We start from the raw sequence: 20,869 nt of genomic DNA on the forward strand, positions 1-20,869 counted from the left end.
CTCCTTAAGCTTTTACAGCAGCAACAATTTTTTCTGCTGCATCGGCAAGACCATTGGCAGAAGTTAATTTCAAACCTGATTCATCGAGGATTTTTGCACCCAGTTCTGCATTGTTGCCTTCAAGACGAACAACCACAGGCACAGATACGTTAACCTCTTGAACCGCTGCAATAATGGCTTCAGCAATCATGTCACAACGTACAATACCACCAAAGATATTAATCAATACACCTTGGACAGAGGTATCTGCCAAAATGAGTTTAAAAGCTTCAATCACACGTTCTTTGGTGGCCCCACCGCCAACATCAAGGAAGTTTGCAGGTTGTCCACCATAGAGTTTGATGATGTCCATAGTCGCCATGGCAAGACCGGCACCATTGACCATACAGCCAATATTACCTTCCAAAGCAACATAATTTAACTCATGTTCAGATGCTTTTAATTCGCGTTCATTTTCTTGTGATTTATCACGTTCTGCGGCAAGTGCTGGCAACCGATAGAGTGCATTGGAATCAATGCCTACTTTGGCATCTACTGCAAGAATGTCGCCATTTTCACGTACCGATAACGGATTAATTTCAAATAATGCAAAATCATTGTCAACAAATGCCTGATAGGCACCTGTTATCAATTTTACAAACTGACCGATTTGTTTATCTTTTAATCCCAGTGCAAACGCAACTTCGCGCGCCTGAAAAGGTTGTAAGCCAACCAACGGATCTACTGTAGTCTTAATAATTTTTTCTGGTGTTTCTTCGGCAACTTTTTCAATCTCAACACCCCCTTCCGTAGATGACATAAATGTCACACGACGACTAGAGCGATCTACTACTGCACCAAGATATAATTCACGCTCAACAGGATAAACATCCTGACAAACCAGTACACTATTTACAGGTTGACCATTGGCATCGGTTTGATACGTAACAAGACGTGTGCCAATTAAATCTTTGGCAACCTGAGCAGCTTCTTCTTTTGATTTTACAACTTTTACACCACCAGCTTTACCGCGACCACCGGCATGAACTTGGGCTTTAATAACAGCAAATTTTCCGCCCAGCTCTTCAAAGGCTGCTGCGGCTTCATCTGGCGTTGTTGCAAGGAGTCCGTCTTGGACAGGAAATCCATACTTCTTTAACAGCGCTTTTGCTTGATATTCATGTAGATTCATTGTTTTTCCTTAACCGTTGTGCATTCTGATTTTTCACGCTAGCCAATCTATCTAATCCCAACCATAGATCTTTGTCTAGACTTTTACACTTTGTTATTACATTAAAGTGACAATCCCTTCATTGCAAAAGGATTGTCTTTACAAGTTTTATCTCAAAACTTATTTTTTACGCTTTCTTTGGATTGCATGAATCGCACGACCGTCAACAGCAAGTGCGGCTTCGTGTACAACCTCTGAATAGGTTGGATGTCCAAAAGTCATCAATTGTAAATCTTCAATTGAAGAGACAAATTCCATGGCAATCATACCCTGATGCACGATATCTGATGCATTCGGGCCAATCACATGCATACCCAGCAAACGATCAGTTTTTTCATCAGCAACGAATTTTACAAATCCAGCTGTTTCAGCAGAACCCGCTGCCAAAGCACGACCATTAACAGCAAATGGGAATTGACCTGCTTTAACGGTATAGCCTTTTTCAGTGGCGGCTTCTTCGCTTAAACCCACCCATGCAGCTTCCGGATGAGTATAAATAACGCTGATAATCGTATCATAGTTGACTTGTGCAGCATGACCGTGGATGCGTTCAACTGCCATCACACCTTCTTCCATAGCTTTATGTGCAAGCATTGGACCGCGAACCAAGTCACCAATCGCATATACACCATCTACAGAAGTCAGGCATTGATCATTGACTTCAACAAAACCACGTTCGGTCAATTTAATACCGGAATCTTCGGCAAGCAAACCTTCTGCATAAGGTTTACGACCAACACAGACGATGACTTTGTCAAATACTTGCTCTTTGTCTTCACCAGCTTGATTATATTTAATGGTGACTTCACGACCATTAATTTCAGTAGCAGAAACTTTGGCACCAATACGAATATCCAGACCTTGTTTGGTCAGAATTTTCTGGAATTCTTTGGACAGTGCTTTATCAGCCATTGGCAAGAATGCATCCAGTGCTTCGAATACAACAACTTCACTGCCTAAACGACGCCAAACTGAACCCAGCTCAAGACCGATCACACCCGCACCAATCACACCTAGACGTTTTGGTACTTCAGGGAATTTTAATGCACCAGTCGAATCTACGATCAAGTCTTCATCAACGGGAGCAACAGGAATATTTACAGGAACAGAACCAGATGCAAGGATCACATATTTTGGCTCAAGAACCTGAACATCACCTTCAAATGGTGTGAATTCTACTTTTTTACCAGCCAGTAATTTACCTGAACCCTGTAACCACTCAATGCCATTGCCTTTAAGTAGGCCAGCAACACCACCCGTTAATTGATCAACGACTTTATCTTTACGTGCCAATAAAGTATCCAGATCAAACTTAACTTCACCCGTGCTAATACCGTGTTCGGCTAAATCATGGGTAGTTGCTTCGTAACGATGGGAAGAATCAAGTAGGGCTTTTGAAGGAATACATCCGACATTCAGGCATGTACCGCCTAAAGAAGGTTTACCATTGTGAATACGTTTTTCAATACAAGCGACTTTGAAACCCAATTGTGCAGCACGAATCGCTGCTTCATAACCACCAGGTCCGCCACCGATCACAACCAGATCAAACTGTTGAGACATTATTTTCTCTCCATTTTTTAATCTTCTCCCGAGGATAAGAAATATAATTTGCAAATCCGCAAGCCCTTGAGTTTACAAGGACTTGCACAATTGCGAGGCAATGCCTCTCATGTTCAGGAGAGATTTTGTAGCATACGATACAATCGTATGCCTTAGTATTTAACGACCCTATTTTGATAAAGGGATTTTATTCAAACCAATTAAAGATCAAGCAATAGTGATGCTGGCTCTTCCAGTAATTCCTTGATCGTCACCAAGAAACCAACCGCTTCTTTACCATCAATTAAACGGTGGTCATAAGACAATGCAAGATACATCATTGGTAAAATTTCAACCTGACCATTGACTGCCATTGGGCGATCCTGAATTTTGTGCATACCCAGAATAGCAGTTTGTGGTGGGTTGATAATTGGTGTAGACAATAATGAACCGAAAGTACCACCATTGGTAATGGTAAATGTACCACCTGTCATGTCTTCAAGGCTCAATTTACCTTCGCGGGCCTTGGCAGCATAAGCACCGATACCACCTTCGATTTCTGCATAGCTCATACGATCAGTATCACGCAGTACAGGAACAACCAGACCACGATCTGAAGATACCGCTACACCAACATCATAGAAACCGTGATAAACGATATCATCACCATCGATAGATGCATTCACTGCTGGATAACGTTTTAATGCTTCTGTCGCTGCTTTAATAAAGAACGACATAAAGCCAAGACGCGCACCATGACGTTTTTCAAAACGATCTTTATATTGTTTGCGAAGTTCCATGATTGGTTTCATGTTAACTTCGTTAAAGGTTGTCAGCATTGCAGTTTCTTGTGTAGCAGACAGGAGACGTTCTGCAACACGTTTACGCAGACGTGTCATTGGTACACGTTTTTCAACACGCTCACCAACAGCCACACTTAATGGTGTTACTGCAGGTTTAGCTTGATGATTTACGACATCTTGTTTGGTAATACGACCACCACGACCTGTACCATCTACACTCGCTGCATCAAGACCTTTTTCAGTCAATGCTTTACGAACTGCTGGTGCCTGATCCTGAACACTCTCTTGTGGCTGACTACGCTCAACAACAGGTGCAGCACCTGCTTCAGTTTTTTCTACAGCTTCTTCAACATGCGCTGTATCATTCACCGCTTGTGTGCTGTCCGCACCAGATGCAGCCTGACCCGCAGCACCTGCTTCAAAATCTGCAATCACTTCAGCAGAAAGTACTGTATCACCTTCATTTTTGATAATTTTGCTAATCACGCCATCAGCAGGAGCAACAACTTCCAATACAACTTTGTCAGTTTCGATATCACAGATGACTTCATCACGTGATACAGCCTCCCCAACTTGTTTGTGCCAAGCTGCAATTGTTCCATCGGCGACCGACTCTGGAAATACCGGTGCTTTAATTTCAGTTGCCATTATTGATTATCTCCTGTTACTTCAACCTGTACGCCCAATGCATCTTGTACAAGTTGAGCCTGTTGTTTTGCGTGCAAATAAGGTGAACCACATGCAGGTGCAGCTGATGCTTCACGTCCTGCATAACTAATGCTAATGTTTCTACCCAACGGTAAAATTTCTTCATAAAGACGCGGTGCAATGAACAACCAGGCGCCCTGATTTTTCGGCTCTTCCTGTGCCCAAACCACATCTTTAATGTTTGGATAAGTTTCGATGATCGCATTCAAGACATCGGCTGGATATGGATACAATTGTTCAACACGGATAATTGCAACATTGTCCAAACCTAACTCACGACGTTTTTCTAGCAAATCGTAATAGACCTTACCACCACATATCACCAGACGATTGACATCCGCTTTATTGAGCTGATCAATCTCATCAATCACAGTCTGGAATGTACCTTCTGCCAATTCTGTCAGTGTCGATGTTGCCAGTTTATGACGTAACAATGATTTTGGTGACATCACAATCATCGGCTTACGAATCGGACGAACCACCTGACGGCGTAAAGCATGGAAGATTTGTGCTGGAGTAGTTGGTGTAAGCACTTGCATATTGTCTTCGGCACAAAGTTGCAAGAAACGTTCCAGACGTGCAGAAGAATGTTCTGGACCCTGACCTTCATACCCATGTGGTAACAACATAGTTAAACCACAAACACGTTCCCATTTGGTTTCACCAGAAGCAATAAACTGGTCAATTACAACCTGAGCACAGTTAGCAAAGTCACCAAATTGCGCTTCCCAGATGATCAGACTTTTTGGAACTGTCGTTGCATAACCATATTCAAATGCCAGTACTGCTTCTTCTGACAATAAAGAATCCCACACCACAAAACGCGGTTGATTTTCTTTGACATGACATAATGGAATATAAACAGAACCATCAACCTGATTATGCAATTTTGCATGACGATGCGAGAATGTACCACGCCCTACATCTTCACCAGTGATACGAACCAGATAACCTTCATCCAGAATGGTTGCATATGCTAATGTTTCAGCAGCACCCCAATTCAATGGCATTTCACCTGTTTGCATTTTAAAGCGATCATCAATCACTTTTGCAACCTGACGCTGCATTTTGAAACCTTCTGGAAGTTTCGCCATGTTTTGACCAAGTTCTTTTAAACGCTCGATATTAAAGGTTGTATCCCAGACATCGGTATAGTCATGGCCTAAATATGGCGTCCAGTCGACAAATAATGCTTTATTTGGTTCACGTACCAAGGCATTGGCAACATGTTTGCCTGCTTCAAGGTCGGCACGATAATCTTCAACCAACCGATCTGCGGTTGCACGATCAATAATATTTTCAGCAATCAACTTATCAGCATACAAAGTACGTGTAGTTGGTTGTTTGGCGATTTGTTGGTACATGATTGGCTGAGTTGCTGCTGGCTCATCAGCTTCGTTATGACCACGACGACGATAACAGAACAAGTCCAGAATCACGTCTTTACGGAAGGTATGACGGAAATCATGTGCCAATTGAGTAGCAAAAATCACTGCTTCAGGATCATCACCATTGACATGGAAAATCGGTGCCTGAATCATTTTTGCAACATCGGTACAGTATTCGGTTGAACGGGCATCACGAGGATCAGATGTGGTAAAACCGACTTGGTTATTCACGATGATATGAACTGTACCACCTACAGTATAGCCACGGGTTTGTGACATTTGGAAGGTTTCCATATTCACACCTTGGCCTGCAAATGCAGCATCACCATGAACGATTAATGGCAATACATCATCACCACCAATATCTTTACGACGTACCTGACGTGCGCGAACCGAGCCTTCTACTACTGGTCCGACAATTTCAAGATGCGACGGGTTAAATGCCAATGCCAGATGTACTTCGCCACCTGGTGTCATCACATTTGATGAAAAACCTTGGTGATATTTCACGTCACCAGAACCTTTTTTGGTTAAAGTTTTTCCTTCAAACTCACCGAACAAATCTTGTGGGTTTTTACCCATGATGTTGACCAACAAATTGAGACGGCCACGATGTGGCATACCAATCACAACTTCTTTACAGCCAACAGCACCAGCACGCTGGATCAGCTCATTCACCATCGGAATAAAGGACTCACCACCCTCTACACCAAAGCGTTTTGCACCAACGTATTTATTACCCAGATATTTTTCCAGACCTTCGGCAGCAGTCAAACGCTCCAGAACATGTTTTTTCTGATCAACAGAAAAATTAAATTTTCCTTTTGTACCTTCCAGACGTTGTTGAATCCAGCGTTTTTCCTTGGTGTCAACGATGTGCATATATTCTGCACCAATGGAACCACAATAAGTTGCTTCCATATCAGCGACCATTTCACCCAAGGTCGCTTCGCTTTTACCAATTGCCAAATTACCAGTATTAAACACTGTATCCAGATCGGATTTTGATAAGCCATGTGCTTCCAATGCCAGATCTGGCACATCTTCACGTTTGGCCAAACCTAATGGATCCAGTTTTGCTTTTTGATGACCACGATTACGATAGGCGGCAATCAACTGCAATACGGCAATTTGACGTCTTTCGTGTTCTGTACTGACCTCACCTTGCTGCATTGGCATAGCACGTCCAGAATTACGAGCAAGTAATAGAAATTGCTCACGGACATTACTATGGGGCTGATCTCCCTTAGGAAACCGATCAAAGTACTGACGCCAATCTTCACCGACTGAATCTGGCGCAGTTAAATAATTTTCATAAAGTTCTTCAATATACGCTGCACTATCAGCGGAAAGTTCTGTGTCAAGACGCAATGCGTCAGCAACATCTTGCATGAGTGGACCCATTTCCTATTGCAAAAACAAGTTTGGTGGTCTCGTAGACACACCTACACTGGAACACTTATTGGTAAATAAGCGTCCAAGACCCTTGATCAATTCTTTCAACCAAGCGTTTTACACGATGTCAGACAATCTGACGATGAAATAAAAGCGTTATTTTGTATACTAAAGTTTCGCAACAAAATAATACTCATTCCGGTACTACTCCAAACTTGGAGCATTTCTGCAAGACGTATGAATAAAAATAAAATCATTTTACTCTTATTCATAAGACCTTCTTCACCATCTACTTTGATTAACCAAAGTAGATAAATTTTACTTCTTATACCTTAAAAAAACCAGAACACTCAGTCATAACATATAAGTTGATAAATGCTAACATGTCTTTGCACTTCTCTTAATTTATTCGAAACATACTATTCATAAATAAATTAAATACTGTTCTTAAATATTATGACTACGATACCTTTTTTCTTATACTTTCTCGATAGCTCTAGACAAAAGTCTTACAAAATCTTCAGACATAAAAAAACGCACCACTCAGGATGCGCTTTTTTGCTTGATTAAGCAAATTAACCTGCTTGATCCAGCAACATACTACGGATGTGGCCAATCGCCTTGGTTGGATTCAAACCTTTAGGACAAACAGACACACAGTTCATAATACCTTTACAACGGAACAAGCTAAATGGATCATCTAAACGTGCCAAACGCTCTTGCGTTGCAGTATCACGAGAATCAATGATAAAGCGATATGCATTTAACAACGCTGATGGTCCTAAGAACTTATCAGGATTCCACCAGAATGATGGACATGAGGTTGAACAACATGCACATAAAATACATTCATATAGACCATTTAAATGTTCGCGCTCTTCAGGAGATTGCAATCGTTCTTTAGGTGGTGCCGGCTGATTATTAATCAAGAAAGGCTGAATTTTGTCATATTGATCATAGAACTGATTCATATCCACAACCAGATCTTTAATCACTGGCAGACCAGGCAATGGTCGAATGGTAATAACTTCAGGCAAGTCATTTAAATTCCATAGACATGCCAGACCATTTTTACCATTAATATTCACACCATCGGAACCACAAATTCCTTCACGGCATGAACGACGGAAAGTTAAACTTTCATCCTGAACTTTTAATGCCAATAATGCATCAAGCAACATACGATGTTTATCGTTAAGTTCAAGTTTATAGGTTTGCATGTACGGCGCTTTATCCTTATCAGGATCATAGCGGTAGATGTGAAACGTACGAGTACCTCTACTCATCTTAATTCTCCCAATTAGAATGTACGTGGCTTAGGTTCAATTGGATCAACAGTCAATGGTTGATAACGCACTGGCTTGTACTCTAAACGGTTGTCAGATGAATACCATAAAGTATGCTTCATCCATTCATCATCACGACGACCATAAGGATAATCTGGGTGATCTGGTGGTAACTCATAGTCTACCACTGTATGTGCACCACGACATTCTTTACGAGCAGCAGCAGAAATCAGAGTTGCTTTGGCTACTTCGTACAGATTTTCAACTTCCAATGCTTCAATACGAGCTGTATTAAATACTTTGGATTTATCTTTCAAGTGAATGTTACGGACACGCGGTTCAAGTGCAAGAATTTGTTTTACACCTTCATCAAGCAAGGCCTGTGTACGGAATACCGCTGCATGGTTTTGCACGACTTCGCGAATTGCATCCGCAACTTCCTGTGCATTTTCACCTTCAACAGTATTATCCAAATGGGTCACACGTGACAAAGTTTTTTCCAACACATCATTCGGTAAAGGTGCATAATCATCACCATGATGCTTGGTAACATAATCAATGATATGTTCACCAGCTGCTTTACCAAAGACAACCAAGTCAAGTAATGAGTTTGTACCCAGACGGTTGGCACCATGTACAGATACACAAGAACACTCACCGATTGCATAAAAGCCTTTAACCACTTTTACATAATCAGGGCAATTGCCTTCATATGAATATTCTTTGGTTTCTTTATTATAGTGGGTGGTCAGTTGTGGATTTTCTGTCGGAACTGGCACAACAACTTGCCCATGAATATTAGTCGGAATACCACCCATTTGATAATGGATCGTTGGTACAACCGGAATAGGCTCTCTAGTGATATCCACGTTTGCGAATTTCTTGCCAATTTCAAATACTGATGGCAAACGTTTCATAATGGTATCAGCACCCAGATGGGTCATATCCAACAGAATATAATCGCCTTTAGGTCCACAACCACGACCTTCTTTAATTTCCTGATCCATGGAACGGGATACAAAGTCACGAGGTGCCAGATCTTTTAGTGTTGGCGCATAACGCTCCATAAATGGTTCGCCATCTTTATTACGCAGAATCGCACCTTCACCACGACAGCCTTCAGTTAATAGCACACCAGCGCCCGCGACACCTGTTGGGTGAAACTGCCAGAATTCCATATCCTGTAATGGAATACCAGCACGCGCAGCCATACCTAGACCATCACCGGTATTGATATACGCATTGGTTGATGCACGATAAACACGCCCTGCACCACCGGTTGCAAACAAGGTTGCTTTAGCCTGGAATACTGCAATATTACCAGTTTCCTGATCAATCGCTGTTACACCTAGTACATCACCCTCTTCATTACGAATCAGATCAAGTGCAATCCATTCCACGAAGAATTGAGTACCCATTTTTACATTGCTTTGGTATAGGGTATGCAATAAGGCATGACCAGTACGGTCAGCAGCAGCACAGGCACGCGGAACAGCCTTTTCACCATAATTTGCAGAGTGACCACCAAAAGGACGTTGGTAAATCGTACCATCCTTATTACGGTCAAATGGCATACCAAGATGTTCAAGCTCATATACAACTTTTGGTGCTTCGCGAGTCATAAACTCACAGGCATCCTGATCACTTAACCAGTCACCACCTTTTACCGTATCATAAAAGTGGTAATGCCAGTTATCTTCCTGCATATTACCAAGAGATGCACCAATACCACCTTGTGCAGCAACGGTATGCGAACGTGTCGGGAATACTTTAGTCAATACTGCAACTTTCAAACCTGCCTGTGCAAGCTGATAAGATGCACGCATACCAGAACCACCACCACCAACGATTACAGCATCGAAAGAGAGGGTTTGAATATTTGAATAATCTTCTTTAGGAGTTATTGCACCCATGATCTTTTCCTATCAATTCGCCCAGAAAATCTGGATTGCCCAGATTGCATACACAAACACCGCAATAATCACTGCCGATGTTAAGACTAGGCGTAAACCTGATGCAGAGGGACCCATTTGACGAGTCGTGACATAATCTGTAAATACCTGCCACATTCCAATCCATGCATGCGCAACCAATGATAATACCGCAAGCAATGACAATATTTTCATCGGTAAAGTCATCATAAAGCCAGACCATTGTTCATAACTAAAATCGCCATGACACAATATCCAACCAAACACAACAAAAGTATAGACAGCCAATACGACTGCACTGACACGCTGGATAAACCAGTCGCGTGAACCCGAACCTGTTAAACCAGTTGCACTTTTCATTACAGCACCACCCAGATAAATGAAGCCACAATACCAATTGCAGCAATTGCAAAGGCAATCCATGCTGCAATGCGACCGCTATTTAATTCTTCATTAAGGCCAAGATCTGCCAGTAAGTGTTTGATACCCATCACAAGGTGAAAATATAAACCTGCAACAAATATCCACACGATAAAACGTACAAAGAAATTACCAAATACGACATTTTTGACATAATCAAAACCTTCGGGCGAAGATAATGATCGATCCAAGATCCATAAGAGAACTGGCACTAATAAGAAAACAATGACACCTGACAAACGGTGTAAAATCGATGCAATAGCCACGGGTGATTTTAAGTTTACAGCTAAAACTTGACCCATGGACAAATTGACAGGTCTGTTGCTTTTCACAGCGGGCATCCTGTAGTAACAACTCCAAAAACAGGAGTTTATGAATTAATTCGAAGGAAAGCTGGCATTATTAGGCAAAGCTTGCCCAACTCAAATGACAGGGAATTATAAAACGCACAACATAAAAATACAAATACGTTTGCAAAAAACTTCTTTAAAATTACTTAATTGAGAATTGTTTTCATTAAGAAATCATCAAGAAGCCCTGTTTAGATAATGTACATTAATCATTCTTAAATTTGTAACAAATAAGACTTTGGTGCAATTTATTTATATACGCTTTTAGCGATATAAAAATATCCGCGCAAAACATCAAACAATGAGATATACAAATCTTCTTACAATTGTTTGAGTGAAAATAGCATGTTTTGCAGTAAGCTTGATACGTGTTACTGATCAATAAATATGACTAGGACATTATATCATTGCCTTGGGTGGAGTGTGAGGTTTTATAATTTTTTGGCTAAATTGTACAAAAATTAGCAAACTGGCGAGTTTTTTCTGCTAAATGAGAATTGACAAAATCTCAACACTCACTAATCTTATAGCAAATTTCAGCAGTCTGATTGATTTTAAGAAATTTCATCTTCCAAACAAATCAGATTTTACATTCACCAGGACAGGAGAGCTTTTGAATGTCTGAAACAACTGGTAAAAAAGCCGTTTTAGAACTTGATGGCAAAAGAATTGAACTTCCAATTTACAGCGGCACATTAGGTCCAGATGTAATTGATGTTGGCAGTGTATTAAAAGAAGGTCACTTTACTTTTGATCCTGGATTTATGTCTACCGCAGCTTGCGAGTCAAAAATCACATTTATCGATGGTGACAAAGGCATTCTGTTACACCGTGGTTACCCGATTGACCAACTTGCCACACAGACTGATTATTTAGAAACCTGTTATTTATTATTAAATGGCGAATTACCAACTGCTGAACAAAAACAAGATTTTGACGCAAAAGTTCGTAAACACACCATGGTTCACGATCAAGTTAGCCGTTTTTTCAATGGCTTCCGTCGTGATGCACACCCTATGGCAATCTTGGTTGGTGTAGTCGGTGCATTATCTGCGTTCTATCACAACAATCTCGATATCGAAGATGTTGATCATCGTGAAATTACAGCAATCCGTTTGATTGCAAAAATTCCTACATTGGCAGCTTGGAGCTACAAATATACTGTAGGCCAACCGTTCATGTATCCACGTAACGATTTAAATTACGCGGAAAACTTCCTGTACATGATGTTTGCAACGCCTGCGGACAAAGACTACAAAGTAAATCCTGTGCTTGCCAAAGCAATGGATCGTATCTTTACCCTGCATGCTGATCATGAACAAAATGCATCAACATCAACTGTACGTCTGGCAGGTTCTACCGGTGCAAATCCATATGCCTGTATCGCAGCAGGTATCGCAGCACTTTGGGGACCAGCGCACGGTGGTGCAAACGAAGCAGTACTTAAAATGCTTGATGAAATTGGTAGCGTAGAAAATGTTGCCGAGTTCATGGAAAAAGTAAAACGTAAAGAAGTTAAACTCATGGGCTTTGGCCACCGTGTGTACAAAAACTTCGATCCACGTGCAAAAGTCATGAAGCAAACCTGTGATGAAGTTCTGGAAGCATTGGGCATCAATGATCCACAACTTGCATTGGCAATGGAACTTGAACGTATTGCATTATCAGATGAATATTTCATCAAACGTAACTTGTATCCAAACGTTGACTTCTACTCTGGTATCATCCTGAAAGCAGTTGGTATTCCAACAGAAATGTTTACAGTGATCTTTGCGCTTGCACGTACTGTTGGCTGGATCAGTCACTGGTTAGAAATGCATTCTGCACCATATAAGATTGGTCGTCCGCGCCAGCTTTATACTGGTCACACCAAACGTGATATTGAGCGTTAATTCCCAGAAAATCTAGAAGATATTGTACCGAACGAATCAGTACAATATCAGATGATTACAGGCTTGTTTTGCACAATGGTACGTCACAGCTTTTTACCATAAAAAGTCAAAAATCGTATCCAAACTGCAAAACAAGCTTTTTTTAGGCCCTTAAATCCCCAAAATTTGAATATTAGCCATTCTTGATCAAGTCTTTATGTATTAAACAGCATCAAATCGAATTTTTATTTTCAATTAAGAAGTTTGTAATGTTAAAAAAAATAATTTTTATCAATATCAGTTTACTTGCCCAATCTATATGGGCATTAGAATCCGACTTTAAACAATCAATCTATTTTCAAGCCAATCAATCTCAATTCAATCATTATCAAGCAACATTTAGCGCAAGTGGTGATATTAAAATCTCACAAGGCACGATATTAATTCAGGCATCTAGTGCAAATGGTTCACTTCGAGATGGAATGCCTTATCAAATAACACTTAAAGGCAATCCAGTAAAGTTCCAACAACAACTGGATAACGGCATGGTCTATGGAACAGCCAATACTATTTTATATAATTCCACCTCATCCGAGATTTCATTAAAAGGTAATGCACAGATCAAACAACAAGGCGCACATTTATCCGGCGAAACCCTGCGATATAATTTGACATTAGGTGATGTAGAAGCCAAGGGTTCTGCGACCAAGCGGGTGTAAATCATCATTCCACCGCAAAAAGATTTAAAAATTAAAAAACTTGAATCTAGTGAAATACCATCATTAAGACCAACTGATTAATCACAAATTGTTTAGATCACTTCGCTTGAAGTTTTCATTGTTGGTTTTAAAAAAGGAATACAGGCTTTTAAATCATCACAATTCTGCCCTGTTCTGGATTTTAAAAAATAATCCTGTACCATCTGTGCCTGTTGCTCAATACCGTAATGTAAAAACGATTTACCAGCCTGAATCGCATATTGATAACGTCGATCAAAGAGTGCTTTTTTAACCACAGCGATGCCTTGCTGTAATTGCCAGACATGTACCAATTCATGAATCAACCAGGATTGCAAAGCAATACTTTCCTGCGAAAAGTCAGCTCGCCAGTCTTTTTGATGAAAATAAATATTGCCATTGGGACTCACCGCATAATGCTGTAATACCAGCCGATGGGCGACAATATGAATATTTTCCAGTTTTAGCTGCGTCCCAAAAACAGAATATGCCAGCTCTTTTTCGCTTGTGGTCAGTGTTCTTTTCTTTAAAACCAAGAACGAGGAGATGGATTTAGAACCAATACGCAGCATATCTACTCACATTTGCATAGAATCGGTGTAAATAAACAAAAAGTTATCTAAAATACTATGTTTTCTTTACAATTTTAAAATACAATAGCCAAGATTTAAATTCTCAACCAGAATCACGACGATTGGTATGCTATTTTAGTGTGATACACAGCGATACCAATGGACTAATGTATATTTTATTATGATGGTTGTCGTCAATATAAAAGCATAATAGTTGACCTCAACAGCATCATAAAATCCCTAAAAAACAGGAAAATCATTCAAATGCGTAATTTTAAAATTGCCCTAGCACAATACTCTCCTTCTATTGGCAACATTGCATTAAATGCAAAAAAAATGTTGGAACAGGCACAACAAGCCCAACAACAAGGTGCAGATATTGTCGTATTTCCAGAACTTGCCTTGATCGGTTATCCACCAGAAGATCTATTATTGCGTCCAAGTTTACTTAAACGTACCCAACAGGGCTTAAGCACGCTGCAACAAATCAAAGATATTATTGTGGTGGCTGGCTATGTACATATTGATGATGCAGGTCAGCGTTATAACTCTGCTGCACTGATTAAAAATGGTGAAATACTGGGGGTTTACCACAAACAAAATCTGCCCAACTATAGTGTATTTGATGAAAAACGCTATTTTACCCCGGGGCAACAACATCTGATTTTTGAACATGCTGGTCATAAATTCGGTATTTTAATTTGTGAAGACATCTGGATTGAACAAAATACCCAACAACTCACCAAATTGGGTGTAGAAACCATTCTGGTACTCAATGCCTCACCTTATGAAGCAGGTAAACCACAAACGCGTCAAAATCTGGTCAGCAAACTCAGCAAAACCTATAACGTGCGTATTGTCTATGTCAATCAGGTCGGTGGACAAGATGATTTAATCTTTGATGGTGCTTCGACTGTGACCAATATTAACGGTGAAATTGCCGCACGCGCCAAACTCACTGACGAACAATTACTATTGATTGAATATAATGCCGAAGCAAAAGCCTATCTGGTACAGGAAAAACCACCTGCACTAGACACTATTCCTGAAATTTATCAACTTCTGGTGATGTCAGTTCGGGATTATGTCAACCATTCTGGTTTCCCCGGTGTGATTCTAGGCTTGTCTGGCGGGATTGACTCTGCCCTGACCTTAGCTATTGCAGTGGATGCTTTGGGTGCAAATCGTGTACAGGCTGTGATGATGCCTTATACCTATACAGCACAAATCAGTGTGGAAGATGCCGCAGCGCAGGCAAAACGTCTAGGGATCACCTTTGGTATTGCGGAAATCAATCCAATCGTCAATGGCTTTATGCAAACCCTATATCCATTCTTCGGCGATGGTCCAGCAGATGCAACAGAAGAAAATCTTCAGGCGCGTTCTCGTGGCACATTGTTGATGGCTCTCTCCAACAAGTTTGGTAATCTGGTGCTTTCAACTGGTAACAAATCCGAATTGGCAGTGGGTTACTGTACCTTATATGGCGATATGGTCGGTGGTTTTGCACCACTTAAGGATGTCTATAAAACCATCGTCTTTGAATTGGCAAAATATCGTAACTCCATTGAGAAAACACCTGTCATTCCAGAACGTGTGATTACCCGTCCACCATCAGCCGAACTGCGCCCAGATCAAAAAGATCAGGATTCACTGCCATCCTATGACATTCTCGATGCAATTTTATATATGTACATTGAAGAAGATTTAAGCCAAGATAGTATTATCGAAAAAGGTTTTGATGCAGAAGTCGTGAAAAAAGTCATTCACCTTGTCGATAGAAACGAATATAAACGCCGTCAGGGTGCGATTGGTCCACGTATCAGCTCTAGAGCATTTGGTCGCGAACGTCGCTATCCGATCGTCAATGGATGGAATGCTGGTGCCTGAAAAAAAATCTGCTCAACTGGCAGAACAACTTTATAAGCTACAAAAGGCTTATCTTAAAAACATGCTGCTTGGTGAGAAATCCCAGCAGCATCAAGAACAATTTATCGAGCATATTTTTAAAATCGCAGACCAGATTACTTTGAATCAGATCATTGATTTACAACAGCTTACTGGTGTGGTACAGGAGCAAGTATTTAAAATCAATCTTGCTCCACCACTGCTCAGTGTCATTGGTGAAATGACCCAGAACCAGCATCAACAGTTGATAAATAATCATGCCCCATTAAAAAGCGTTATTTCTGATCAACAGATTGAACATTGGATTCGCAAAATCCTCGAACTAGAAAACGTATTCAATTACATCAAAACGTATATTGAACAAACACCACAAATTCGTATTTTATGCGCTTACTGGATTCATCAGAATATTGCCAGATTTACACCTGAACCAATCCATACACTTTCAGATAAAACCAGAGCAAAACTGCCACCGCGTATTCAACAATTTATCCAGCTACAACAACAAAAACTAGAAGAAAAACTTGAGGAAAAAACTGCACAATTATTTCAGCAGCAGTTATTGTTTTTATTCAGTCTGGAACAGGAGGAATACCTTGCACTGGCATTAAGCCTTTGGGACAATCTAAAGCAAAAGCCCATTTCTGAATTTGCCTCAAAAATTTCACCGCTAGATACCGAAGAAATTTTTATTCTCGCTTATGAGTTCTGGAAAGACTATCGACATAACAGCGGCGTACAAGACATGATTCGTCGTAGTATCCAGTATTTTTACCACACCTTTGAAAATGAATCCTTATTCTATTTATTTGAATCAACAGGTTTAAAAGTGAGTGATATTCAAATTGAGGCCCAGCGTTTTGCACCCTCAATTTTACGCCGTCTGGATCAACTGGATTTACTCGATCAATTTATTGACTTAATCATCGCACCTTTCTTTCAACAGCAGACTACGCTCGATCAAATCGCGTCTTTTCTGGATAATCAGGCTGAATAGTACTTTTACAGGATCGCTTTGATAAGAAAGGATTTTTAACACACAAAAAAAGAGGCCATACTGGGATGTATGGCCTATAAAAATGGTGGCTATGACTGGACTTGAACCTGTGACCCCAGCATTATGAGTGCTGTGCTCTAACCAACTGAGCTACATAGCCGTAAACTGTGCGAGCATTATATATTTTCAAAGCAGCACGTCAAGTCTTTATCTCCCAACTGTTTATTCTGCGTTCAATTTTTATATTTTCCATCTGATCAGCTGGCTAGAATTGCTTTTTTATCATTCTCAACATAAAAGTAATTGACCGATCACAGCCTAAGCCGTTAAGGTTATTGATTATTTATGATGATATTTGACTATGCTCGGTTTACCTTTTAATCATACCATCGCCATTATAATCATTACCGTCGTAGTGTCACTGTTGGCATTTAATCAACCAAAATTGATGAATCGTCTCATTTTCTGGGGACCTGCAATTGGTCGTGGTCAGTATGATCGTTTTATTACCTATGGCTTTGTTCATGCAGATGGCTTTCATTTGCTATTTAACATGATTACGCTATTCTTTTTTGGTAGTTTTATCGAACAATTTTATCGTCAATATGCCTTTGATATGGGCTTTGCCCTGTTTTATCTGGGTGGCTTGATTGTTTCTATTTTACCTACCTATTTTAAGCATAAAAATGATGTCAATTATTTTAGCCTAGGTGCATCAGGTGCGGTATCTGCCATTTTATTTGCCTTTATTCTGTTTCGGCCATGGAATATTATTTACGTGTTTTTTATTCCAGTACCTGCCATTATTTTTGCTGTGCTCTATGTGGCATATAGTATCTGGGCCGAAAGACGGGGACAGTCCGGCATTAATCATGGCGCGCATTTATGGGGTGCAGCTTATGGTATCATCGTTACCATTGCCCTACAGCCGCAGGTTTTATCGATCTTTCTCTATCAGTTGACCAATCCTGGCTTTAAATAGTCTATTAGGTAATCCATTATGTCTTTTAGCAGTCTTATTCTTGATACGGAAACCCATCGTTTAAATGGTAATCCGATTGAAATTGCTTATGCCCCTATTCAACTAGATCAGCGCGGTCTTACTGTCAATGAAAGTTTGATTTATGATGAATATTTTGCTCTAGATCCAGATACGGAGATTCAGCTCTCCTCTATGGCAATACACCATATTTTGCCTCAGGATTTGATTGGCAAGCCCAATTTTCGAGAATTTCGCCTGCCACAAGATACGATTTATTTAATTGGTCACAATATTGATTATGATATTCAAGCCATTGCCCGTTGTGGTCAGGATGTACGTAATATCAAACCGATTTGTACGCTGGCACTGGCACGCTATGTTTGGCCGAATCTGGATAGCCATTCTTTAAGCACACTCAGCTATGTGATTTCAGACAATCTTGAACAAACGCGACAACAGCTTAAAAATGCCCATAATGCCAAAACGGATATTCTGCTTACAGCAAATCTACTGGATAAAATTATCCAGCATTATCAGATTACCGATATTGAACAACTTTATCAGCAGTCCCAGCAAGCACGTTTGCCGCAGTTTATGCCGTTTGGTAAATACAAGGGCACACCGCTGACACAGGTGCCTATTGACTATGTACAGTGGTTGTTACGCCAAAATGATATAGATCCATATTTAAGGCAGGCATTGGAACAAAGTTTCTAGATTTGGACTCGATCACTGTTTTCACCATAAGGACAGGCTAAATTCATGCAATTTAAAATTGAAGCAATTGAGGTCGGCAATGCCTTACAGAACTATATCTGGATGCTGGTCGATACACATCAGCAACAAGCCGTGGTAATTGATCCGACACAGGCAGACCTTGTACTAGAGTATTGTGAAAAACAACAATTAGAACTCACTCAAATCTGGATTACCCACAAACATCCCGATCATACTGGTGGTGTAGCAGAATTACGCCAGCAAACCTATGCCAAAGTTTATGCACCTTTGGCAGAACGAGACAAGATCACCGAAGTTGATCATTTTCTCCAAGATGGCGATACCTTGCATTTTGCCAAACTAAAGGTTGATGTCATTGCTACACCGGGGCATACACTCGGACATCTTTGTTATTTTATTGATGCTCTCGATGCACTGTTTACCGGTGATACCTTATTTGCAATGGGTTGTGGACGCCTATTCGAAGGCACCTATATGCAAATGTATCATTCGCTCAATCGTCTGGCAGCCTTTCCACCGCGTAGCAAAGTTTACTGTGCACATGAATATACCGAAAGCAATGCCAGATTTGCACTGACTATTGAACCGGAGAATGTCGCCTTACAGCAGCGTTATCAAGAAGTGCTATCTTTACGCCAACAGAATAAAATTACTTTACCCTCGACAATTGCGTTAGAATTACAGACAAATCCCTTCCTACGCTGCGAAAGTGTAGAAGAATTTCAAAAAGTACGTCAATTGAAAGATCAATTTTGATGGTTTGACTTGACTTAAGCCTTGGCTTTCTTCAAAATATGCGACTTGTTTACGGGCTGGTTTTGTGTTGTGGTTTATTCACCAATACATATTTTAATCGAGCCCGCCCCAGACTAACTAATTTCAAGGAGTGCACGAGTGGCAAACTCTGCTCAAGCAAAAAAACGTGCTCGTCAAAACGTAAAAGCACGTAAACATAACGCAAGCTTGCGTTCTATGGTTCGTACCTATCTTAAACGTGTTGTTGCAGCAATCTCTGCTGGCGAACATGCGGTTGCGACTGAAGCTTACAAAAAAGCTGTACCAGTTATTGACCGTATGGCTGATAAAGGTATTATCCACAAAAATAAAGCTGCTCGTCATAAGAGCCGCTTAAATGCACAAATTAAAGCGCTGGCAACTGCTGCAAACTAATTTGTTGTATATAAAAAAAGCCCGTTAAGGGCTTTTTTTATGTCTTGCATTTCAATGAAATGTTTAGATCATATTTCCAACTAACTGCTGAATATCCAGTTGTTGATGCTGCCCTCTCCAAACCCAATGTACACGACTCTGTTTAAATTCTTCTGCCTCATCAAACCAGACAAATAAACCTTCCATCATTTCCGGCCAATCCTTTTTTTCTACCTGAAAATGACCCGAAATTACCGCAACAAATGCCGCCAAGATGGTATCGTGACTCACTGCCAGACTTAATTGTGCATTGGATTGTCGTTGATGATTCTGATGCAAATGTGAGTGGTACAACAATTCCAGTACATCGAGCACACCATTAATCGGATGTTTCATCCCAGGCAAGGCATTTTGTACAAAACTATTGATAAACCCGACTGCACCCTGCTCACGAAAATGTGGCGCAGCCTGTTTAATATCCACCACAAAACTGCCCGGTTCCACCAATAGTTTCTGTTCGAGAATATCGATTTTGTGGGTATTTTCAACATGCACCTGATCTGCACCAGCAATCATCAACTCTGCGGTTTCGATACAACGCTGGATCGGACTACTGATACAATTGACAATATGGCGATCTGAATTGTGGGTTAAATATTCCCCCCAAGCGAAAGCCAACTCACGTCCTTCATCAGTCAATTGCAGGTCATAACCTGCCAGACCAATGCCACGCACCACTTCCCGGAGCGAATGTCGGGTAAATAAAATCACGGAGGTATTTGTTTCTGGCAATAAATCGACTGCCTGCAACATACTTTGCGGTAAAAGTTTTAATGCGCTCACGATAATGATGACATGAAGTTTTGATAACGAAACTCAACT

At 40.6% G+C, this 20,869-nt stretch carries 18 protein-coding genes and 1 tRNA gene; 8 read left to right on the forward strand and 11 right to left on the reverse strand.

What is annotated here, in order from left to right; genetic code table 11:
- Positions 1–4: 4 nt before the first annotated feature.
- From sucC to sdhC, 8 genes are all read right to left on the reverse strand, one after another.
- Complete coding sequence (gene sucC / locus CAP51_RS14900; protein ID WP_087621550.1) at positions 5–1,171, reverse strand: ADP-forming succinate--CoA ligase subunit beta; 1,167 nt, start codon at positions 1,169–1,171, stop codon at positions 5–7.
- Positions 1,172–1,330: 159 nt separating this feature from the next.
- On the reverse strand, positions 1,331–2,773 hold the full coding sequence (gene lpdA, locus CAP51_RS14905) for a dihydrolipoyl dehydrogenase (RefSeq protein ID WP_087621551.1): 1,443 nt from the start codon (positions 2,771–2,773) through the stop codon (positions 1,331–1,333).
- Positions 2,774–2,973: 200 nt separating this feature from the next.
- Positions 2,974–4,203 carry a 2-oxoglutarate dehydrogenase complex dihydrolipoyllysine-residue succinyltransferase gene (odhB, locus tag CAP51_RS14910; protein WP_087621552.1) on the reverse strand — a complete coding sequence of 410 codons (1,230 nt, stop codon included), beginning with the start codon at positions 4,201–4,203 and terminating at the stop codon, positions 2,974–2,976.
- A complete protein-coding gene (locus CAP51_RS14915; RefSeq protein WP_213062701.1) occupies positions 4,203–7,043 on the reverse strand; it encodes a 2-oxoglutarate dehydrogenase E1 component in 2,841 nt (946 codons plus the stop codon). Before CAP51_RS14915 ends, odhB begins: the two co-directional genes overlap by 1 nt.
- Positions 7,044–7,621: 578 nt before the next feature.
- Positions 7,622–8,332 (reverse strand): succinate dehydrogenase iron-sulfur subunit, encoded by a 711-nt coding sequence (locus tag CAP51_RS14920; RefSeq protein WP_087621554.1) that lies wholly within the window; start codon positions 8,330–8,332, stop codon positions 7,622–7,624.
- A 14-nt stretch (positions 8,333–8,346) separates the two neighbouring features.
- Complete coding sequence (locus CAP51_RS14925; RefSeq protein WP_087621555.1) at positions 8,347–10,245, reverse strand: FAD-binding protein; 1,899 nt, start codon at positions 10,243–10,245, stop codon at positions 8,347–8,349.
- Positions 10,246–10,257: 12 nt separating this feature from the next.
- On the reverse strand, positions 10,258–10,623 hold the full coding sequence (gene sdhD, locus CAP51_RS14930) for a succinate dehydrogenase, hydrophobic membrane anchor protein (RefSeq protein ID WP_087621556.1): 366 nt from the start codon (positions 10,621–10,623) through the stop codon (positions 10,258–10,260).
- Positions 10,623–11,024, reverse strand: a complete 402-nt coding sequence (sdhC, locus tag CAP51_RS14935) for a succinate dehydrogenase, cytochrome b556 subunit (RefSeq protein ID WP_171294806.1) — start codon at positions 11,022–11,024, stop codon at positions 10,623–10,625. The genes sdhD and sdhC overlap by 1 nt, the downstream gene beginning before the upstream one ends.
- A gap of 626 nt (positions 11,025–11,650) precedes the next feature.
- Here sdhC and gltA point away from each other — a divergent pair.
- Together gltA and lptA are read left to right on the forward strand one after the other, a co-directional pair.
- Positions 11,651–12,925, forward strand: a complete 1,275-nt coding sequence (gene gltA / locus CAP51_RS14940) for a citrate synthase (protein ID WP_087621557.1) — start codon at positions 11,651–11,653, stop codon at positions 12,923–12,925.
- A 248-nt stretch (positions 12,926–13,173) separates the two neighbouring features.
- The gene (gene lptA / locus CAP51_RS14945) at positions 13,174–13,623 is read left to right on the forward strand and encodes a lipopolysaccharide transport periplasmic protein LptA (RefSeq protein WP_087621558.1); all 450 of its coding nucleotides are present in this window, start codon (positions 13,174–13,176) and stop codon (positions 13,621–13,623) included.
- 92 nt (positions 13,624–13,715) lie between these two features.
- On the opposite strand, the gene CAP51_RS14950 is transcribed toward lptA, so the two are convergent.
- On the reverse strand, positions 13,716–14,213 hold the full coding sequence (locus CAP51_RS14950; RefSeq protein WP_087621559.1) for a type IV secretion protein Rhs: 498 nt from the start codon (positions 14,211–14,213) through the stop codon (positions 13,716–13,718).
- A 264-nt stretch (positions 14,214–14,477) separates the two neighbouring features.
- On the opposite strand from CAP51_RS14950, the gene CAP51_RS14955 reads away from it, so the two are divergent.
- Positions 14,478–16,103 carry an NAD+ synthase gene (locus CAP51_RS14955; RefSeq protein ID WP_087621560.1) on the forward strand — a complete coding sequence of 542 codons (1,626 nt, stop codon included), beginning with the start codon at positions 14,478–14,480 and terminating at the stop codon, positions 16,101–16,103.
- Positions 16,096–17,118: a hypothetical protein gene (locus CAP51_RS14960; RefSeq protein ID WP_140404453.1), complete on the forward strand. Its 1,023-nt coding sequence runs from the start codon at positions 16,096–16,098 to the stop codon at positions 17,116–17,118. Before CAP51_RS14955 ends, CAP51_RS14960 begins: the two co-directional genes overlap by 8 nt.
- Positions 17,119–17,201: 83 nt before the next feature.
- Here the strand turns inward: CAP51_RS14960 and CAP51_RS14965 are convergent.
- Positions 17,202–17,278 (reverse strand) — tRNA-Met (locus tag CAP51_RS14965).
- 201 nt (positions 17,279–17,479) lie between these two features.
- Between CAP51_RS14965 and CAP51_RS14970 the strand changes: the two genes are divergently transcribed.
- The 4 genes from CAP51_RS14970 to rpsT all read left to right on the forward strand — a co-directional run bounded on the left by CAP51_RS14970 (position 17,480) and on the right by rpsT (position 20,008).
- Positions 17,480–18,100: a rhomboid family intramembrane serine protease gene (locus CAP51_RS14970; protein ID WP_087621562.1), complete on the forward strand. Its 621-nt coding sequence runs from the start codon at positions 17,480–17,482 to the stop codon at positions 18,098–18,100.
- Positions 18,101–18,118: 18 nt separating this feature from the next.
- Positions 18,119–18,817 (forward strand): putative quorum-sensing-regulated virulence factor, encoded by a 699-nt coding sequence (locus CAP51_RS14975; protein ID WP_087621563.1) that lies wholly within the window; start codon positions 18,119–18,121, stop codon positions 18,815–18,817.
- Between the two features lie 45 nt (positions 18,818–18,862).
- Positions 18,863–19,594 carry a hydroxyacylglutathione hydrolase gene (gene gloB, locus CAP51_RS14980; protein ID WP_087621564.1) on the forward strand — a complete coding sequence of 244 codons (732 nt, stop codon included), beginning with the start codon at positions 18,863–18,865 and terminating at the stop codon, positions 19,592–19,594.
- Between the two features lie 138 nt (positions 19,595–19,732).
- Complete coding sequence (gene rpsT / locus CAP51_RS14985; RefSeq protein WP_087621565.1) at positions 19,733–20,008, forward strand: 30S ribosomal protein S20; 276 nt, start codon at positions 19,733–19,735, stop codon at positions 20,006–20,008.
- Between the two features lie 63 nt (positions 20,009–20,071).
- Here rpsT and CAP51_RS14990 read toward each other — a convergent pair whose 3' ends face one another.
- Positions 20,072–20,800 carry a histidine phosphatase family protein gene (locus CAP51_RS14990; protein WP_087621665.1) on the reverse strand — a complete coding sequence of 243 codons (729 nt, stop codon included), beginning with the start codon at positions 20,798–20,800 and terminating at the stop codon, positions 20,072–20,074.
- Between the last annotated feature and the right edge of the window lie 69 nt (positions 20,801–20,869).

The organism is Acinetobacter populi (assembly GCF_002174125.1).
In the GTDB taxonomy this organism is placed as follows: domain Bacteria; phylum Pseudomonadota; class Gammaproteobacteria; order Pseudomonadales; family Moraxellaceae; genus Acinetobacter; species Acinetobacter populi.

Coding starts and splice junctions, on each gene's coding strand:
- sucC (WP_087621550.1), bottom strand. CDS start 1,171: ATGAATCTACATGAATATCAAGCAAAAGCGCTGTTAAAGAAGTATGGA.
- lpdA (WP_087621551.1), bottom strand. CDS start 2,773: ATGTCTCAACAGTTTGATCTGGTTGTGATCGGTGGCGGACCTGGTGGT.
- odhB (WP_087621552.1), bottom strand. CDS start 4,203: ATGGCAACTGAAATTAAAGCACCGGTATTTCCAGAGTCGGTCGCCGAT.
- CAP51_RS14915 (WP_213062701.1), bottom strand. CDS start 7,043: ATGCAAGATGTTGCTGACGCATTGCGTCTTGACACAGAACTTTCCGCT.
- CAP51_RS14920 (WP_087621554.1), bottom strand. CDS start 8,332: ATGAGTAGAGGTACTCGTACGTTTCACATCTACCGCTATGATCCTGAT.
- CAP51_RS14925 (WP_087621555.1), bottom strand. CDS start 10,245: ATGGGTGCAATAACTCCTAAAGAAGATTATTCAAATATTCAAACCCTC.
- sdhD (WP_087621556.1), bottom strand. CDS start 10,623: ATGAAAAGTGCAACTGGTTTAACAGGTTCGGGTTCACGCGACTGGTTT.
- sdhC (WP_171294806.1), bottom strand. CDS start 11,024: ATGCCCGCTGTGAAAAGCAACAGACCTGTCAATTTGTCCATGGGTCAA.
- gltA (WP_087621557.1), top strand. CDS start 11,651: ATGTCTGAAACAACTGGTAAAAAAGCCGTTTTAGAACTTGATGGCAAA.
- lptA (WP_087621558.1), top strand. CDS start 13,174: ATGTTAAAAAAAATAATTTTTATCAATATCAGTTTACTTGCCCAATCT.
- CAP51_RS14950 (WP_087621559.1), bottom strand. CDS start 14,213: ATGCTGCGTATTGGTTCTAAATCCATCTCCTCGTTCTTGGTTTTAAAG.
- CAP51_RS14955 (WP_087621560.1), top strand. CDS start 14,478: ATGCGTAATTTTAAAATTGCCCTAGCACAATACTCTCCTTCTATTGGC.
- CAP51_RS14970 (WP_087621562.1), top strand. CDS start 17,480: ATGCTCGGTTTACCTTTTAATCATACCATCGCCATTATAATCATTACC.
- CAP51_RS14975 (WP_087621563.1), top strand. CDS start 18,119: ATGTCTTTTAGCAGTCTTATTCTTGATACGGAAACCCATCGTTTAAAT.
- gloB (WP_087621564.1), top strand. CDS start 18,863: ATGCAATTTAAAATTGAAGCAATTGAGGTCGGCAATGCCTTACAGAAC.
- CAP51_RS14990 (WP_087621665.1), bottom strand. CDS start 20,800: ATGTTGCAGGCAGTCGATTTATTGCCAGAAACAAATACCTCCGTGATT.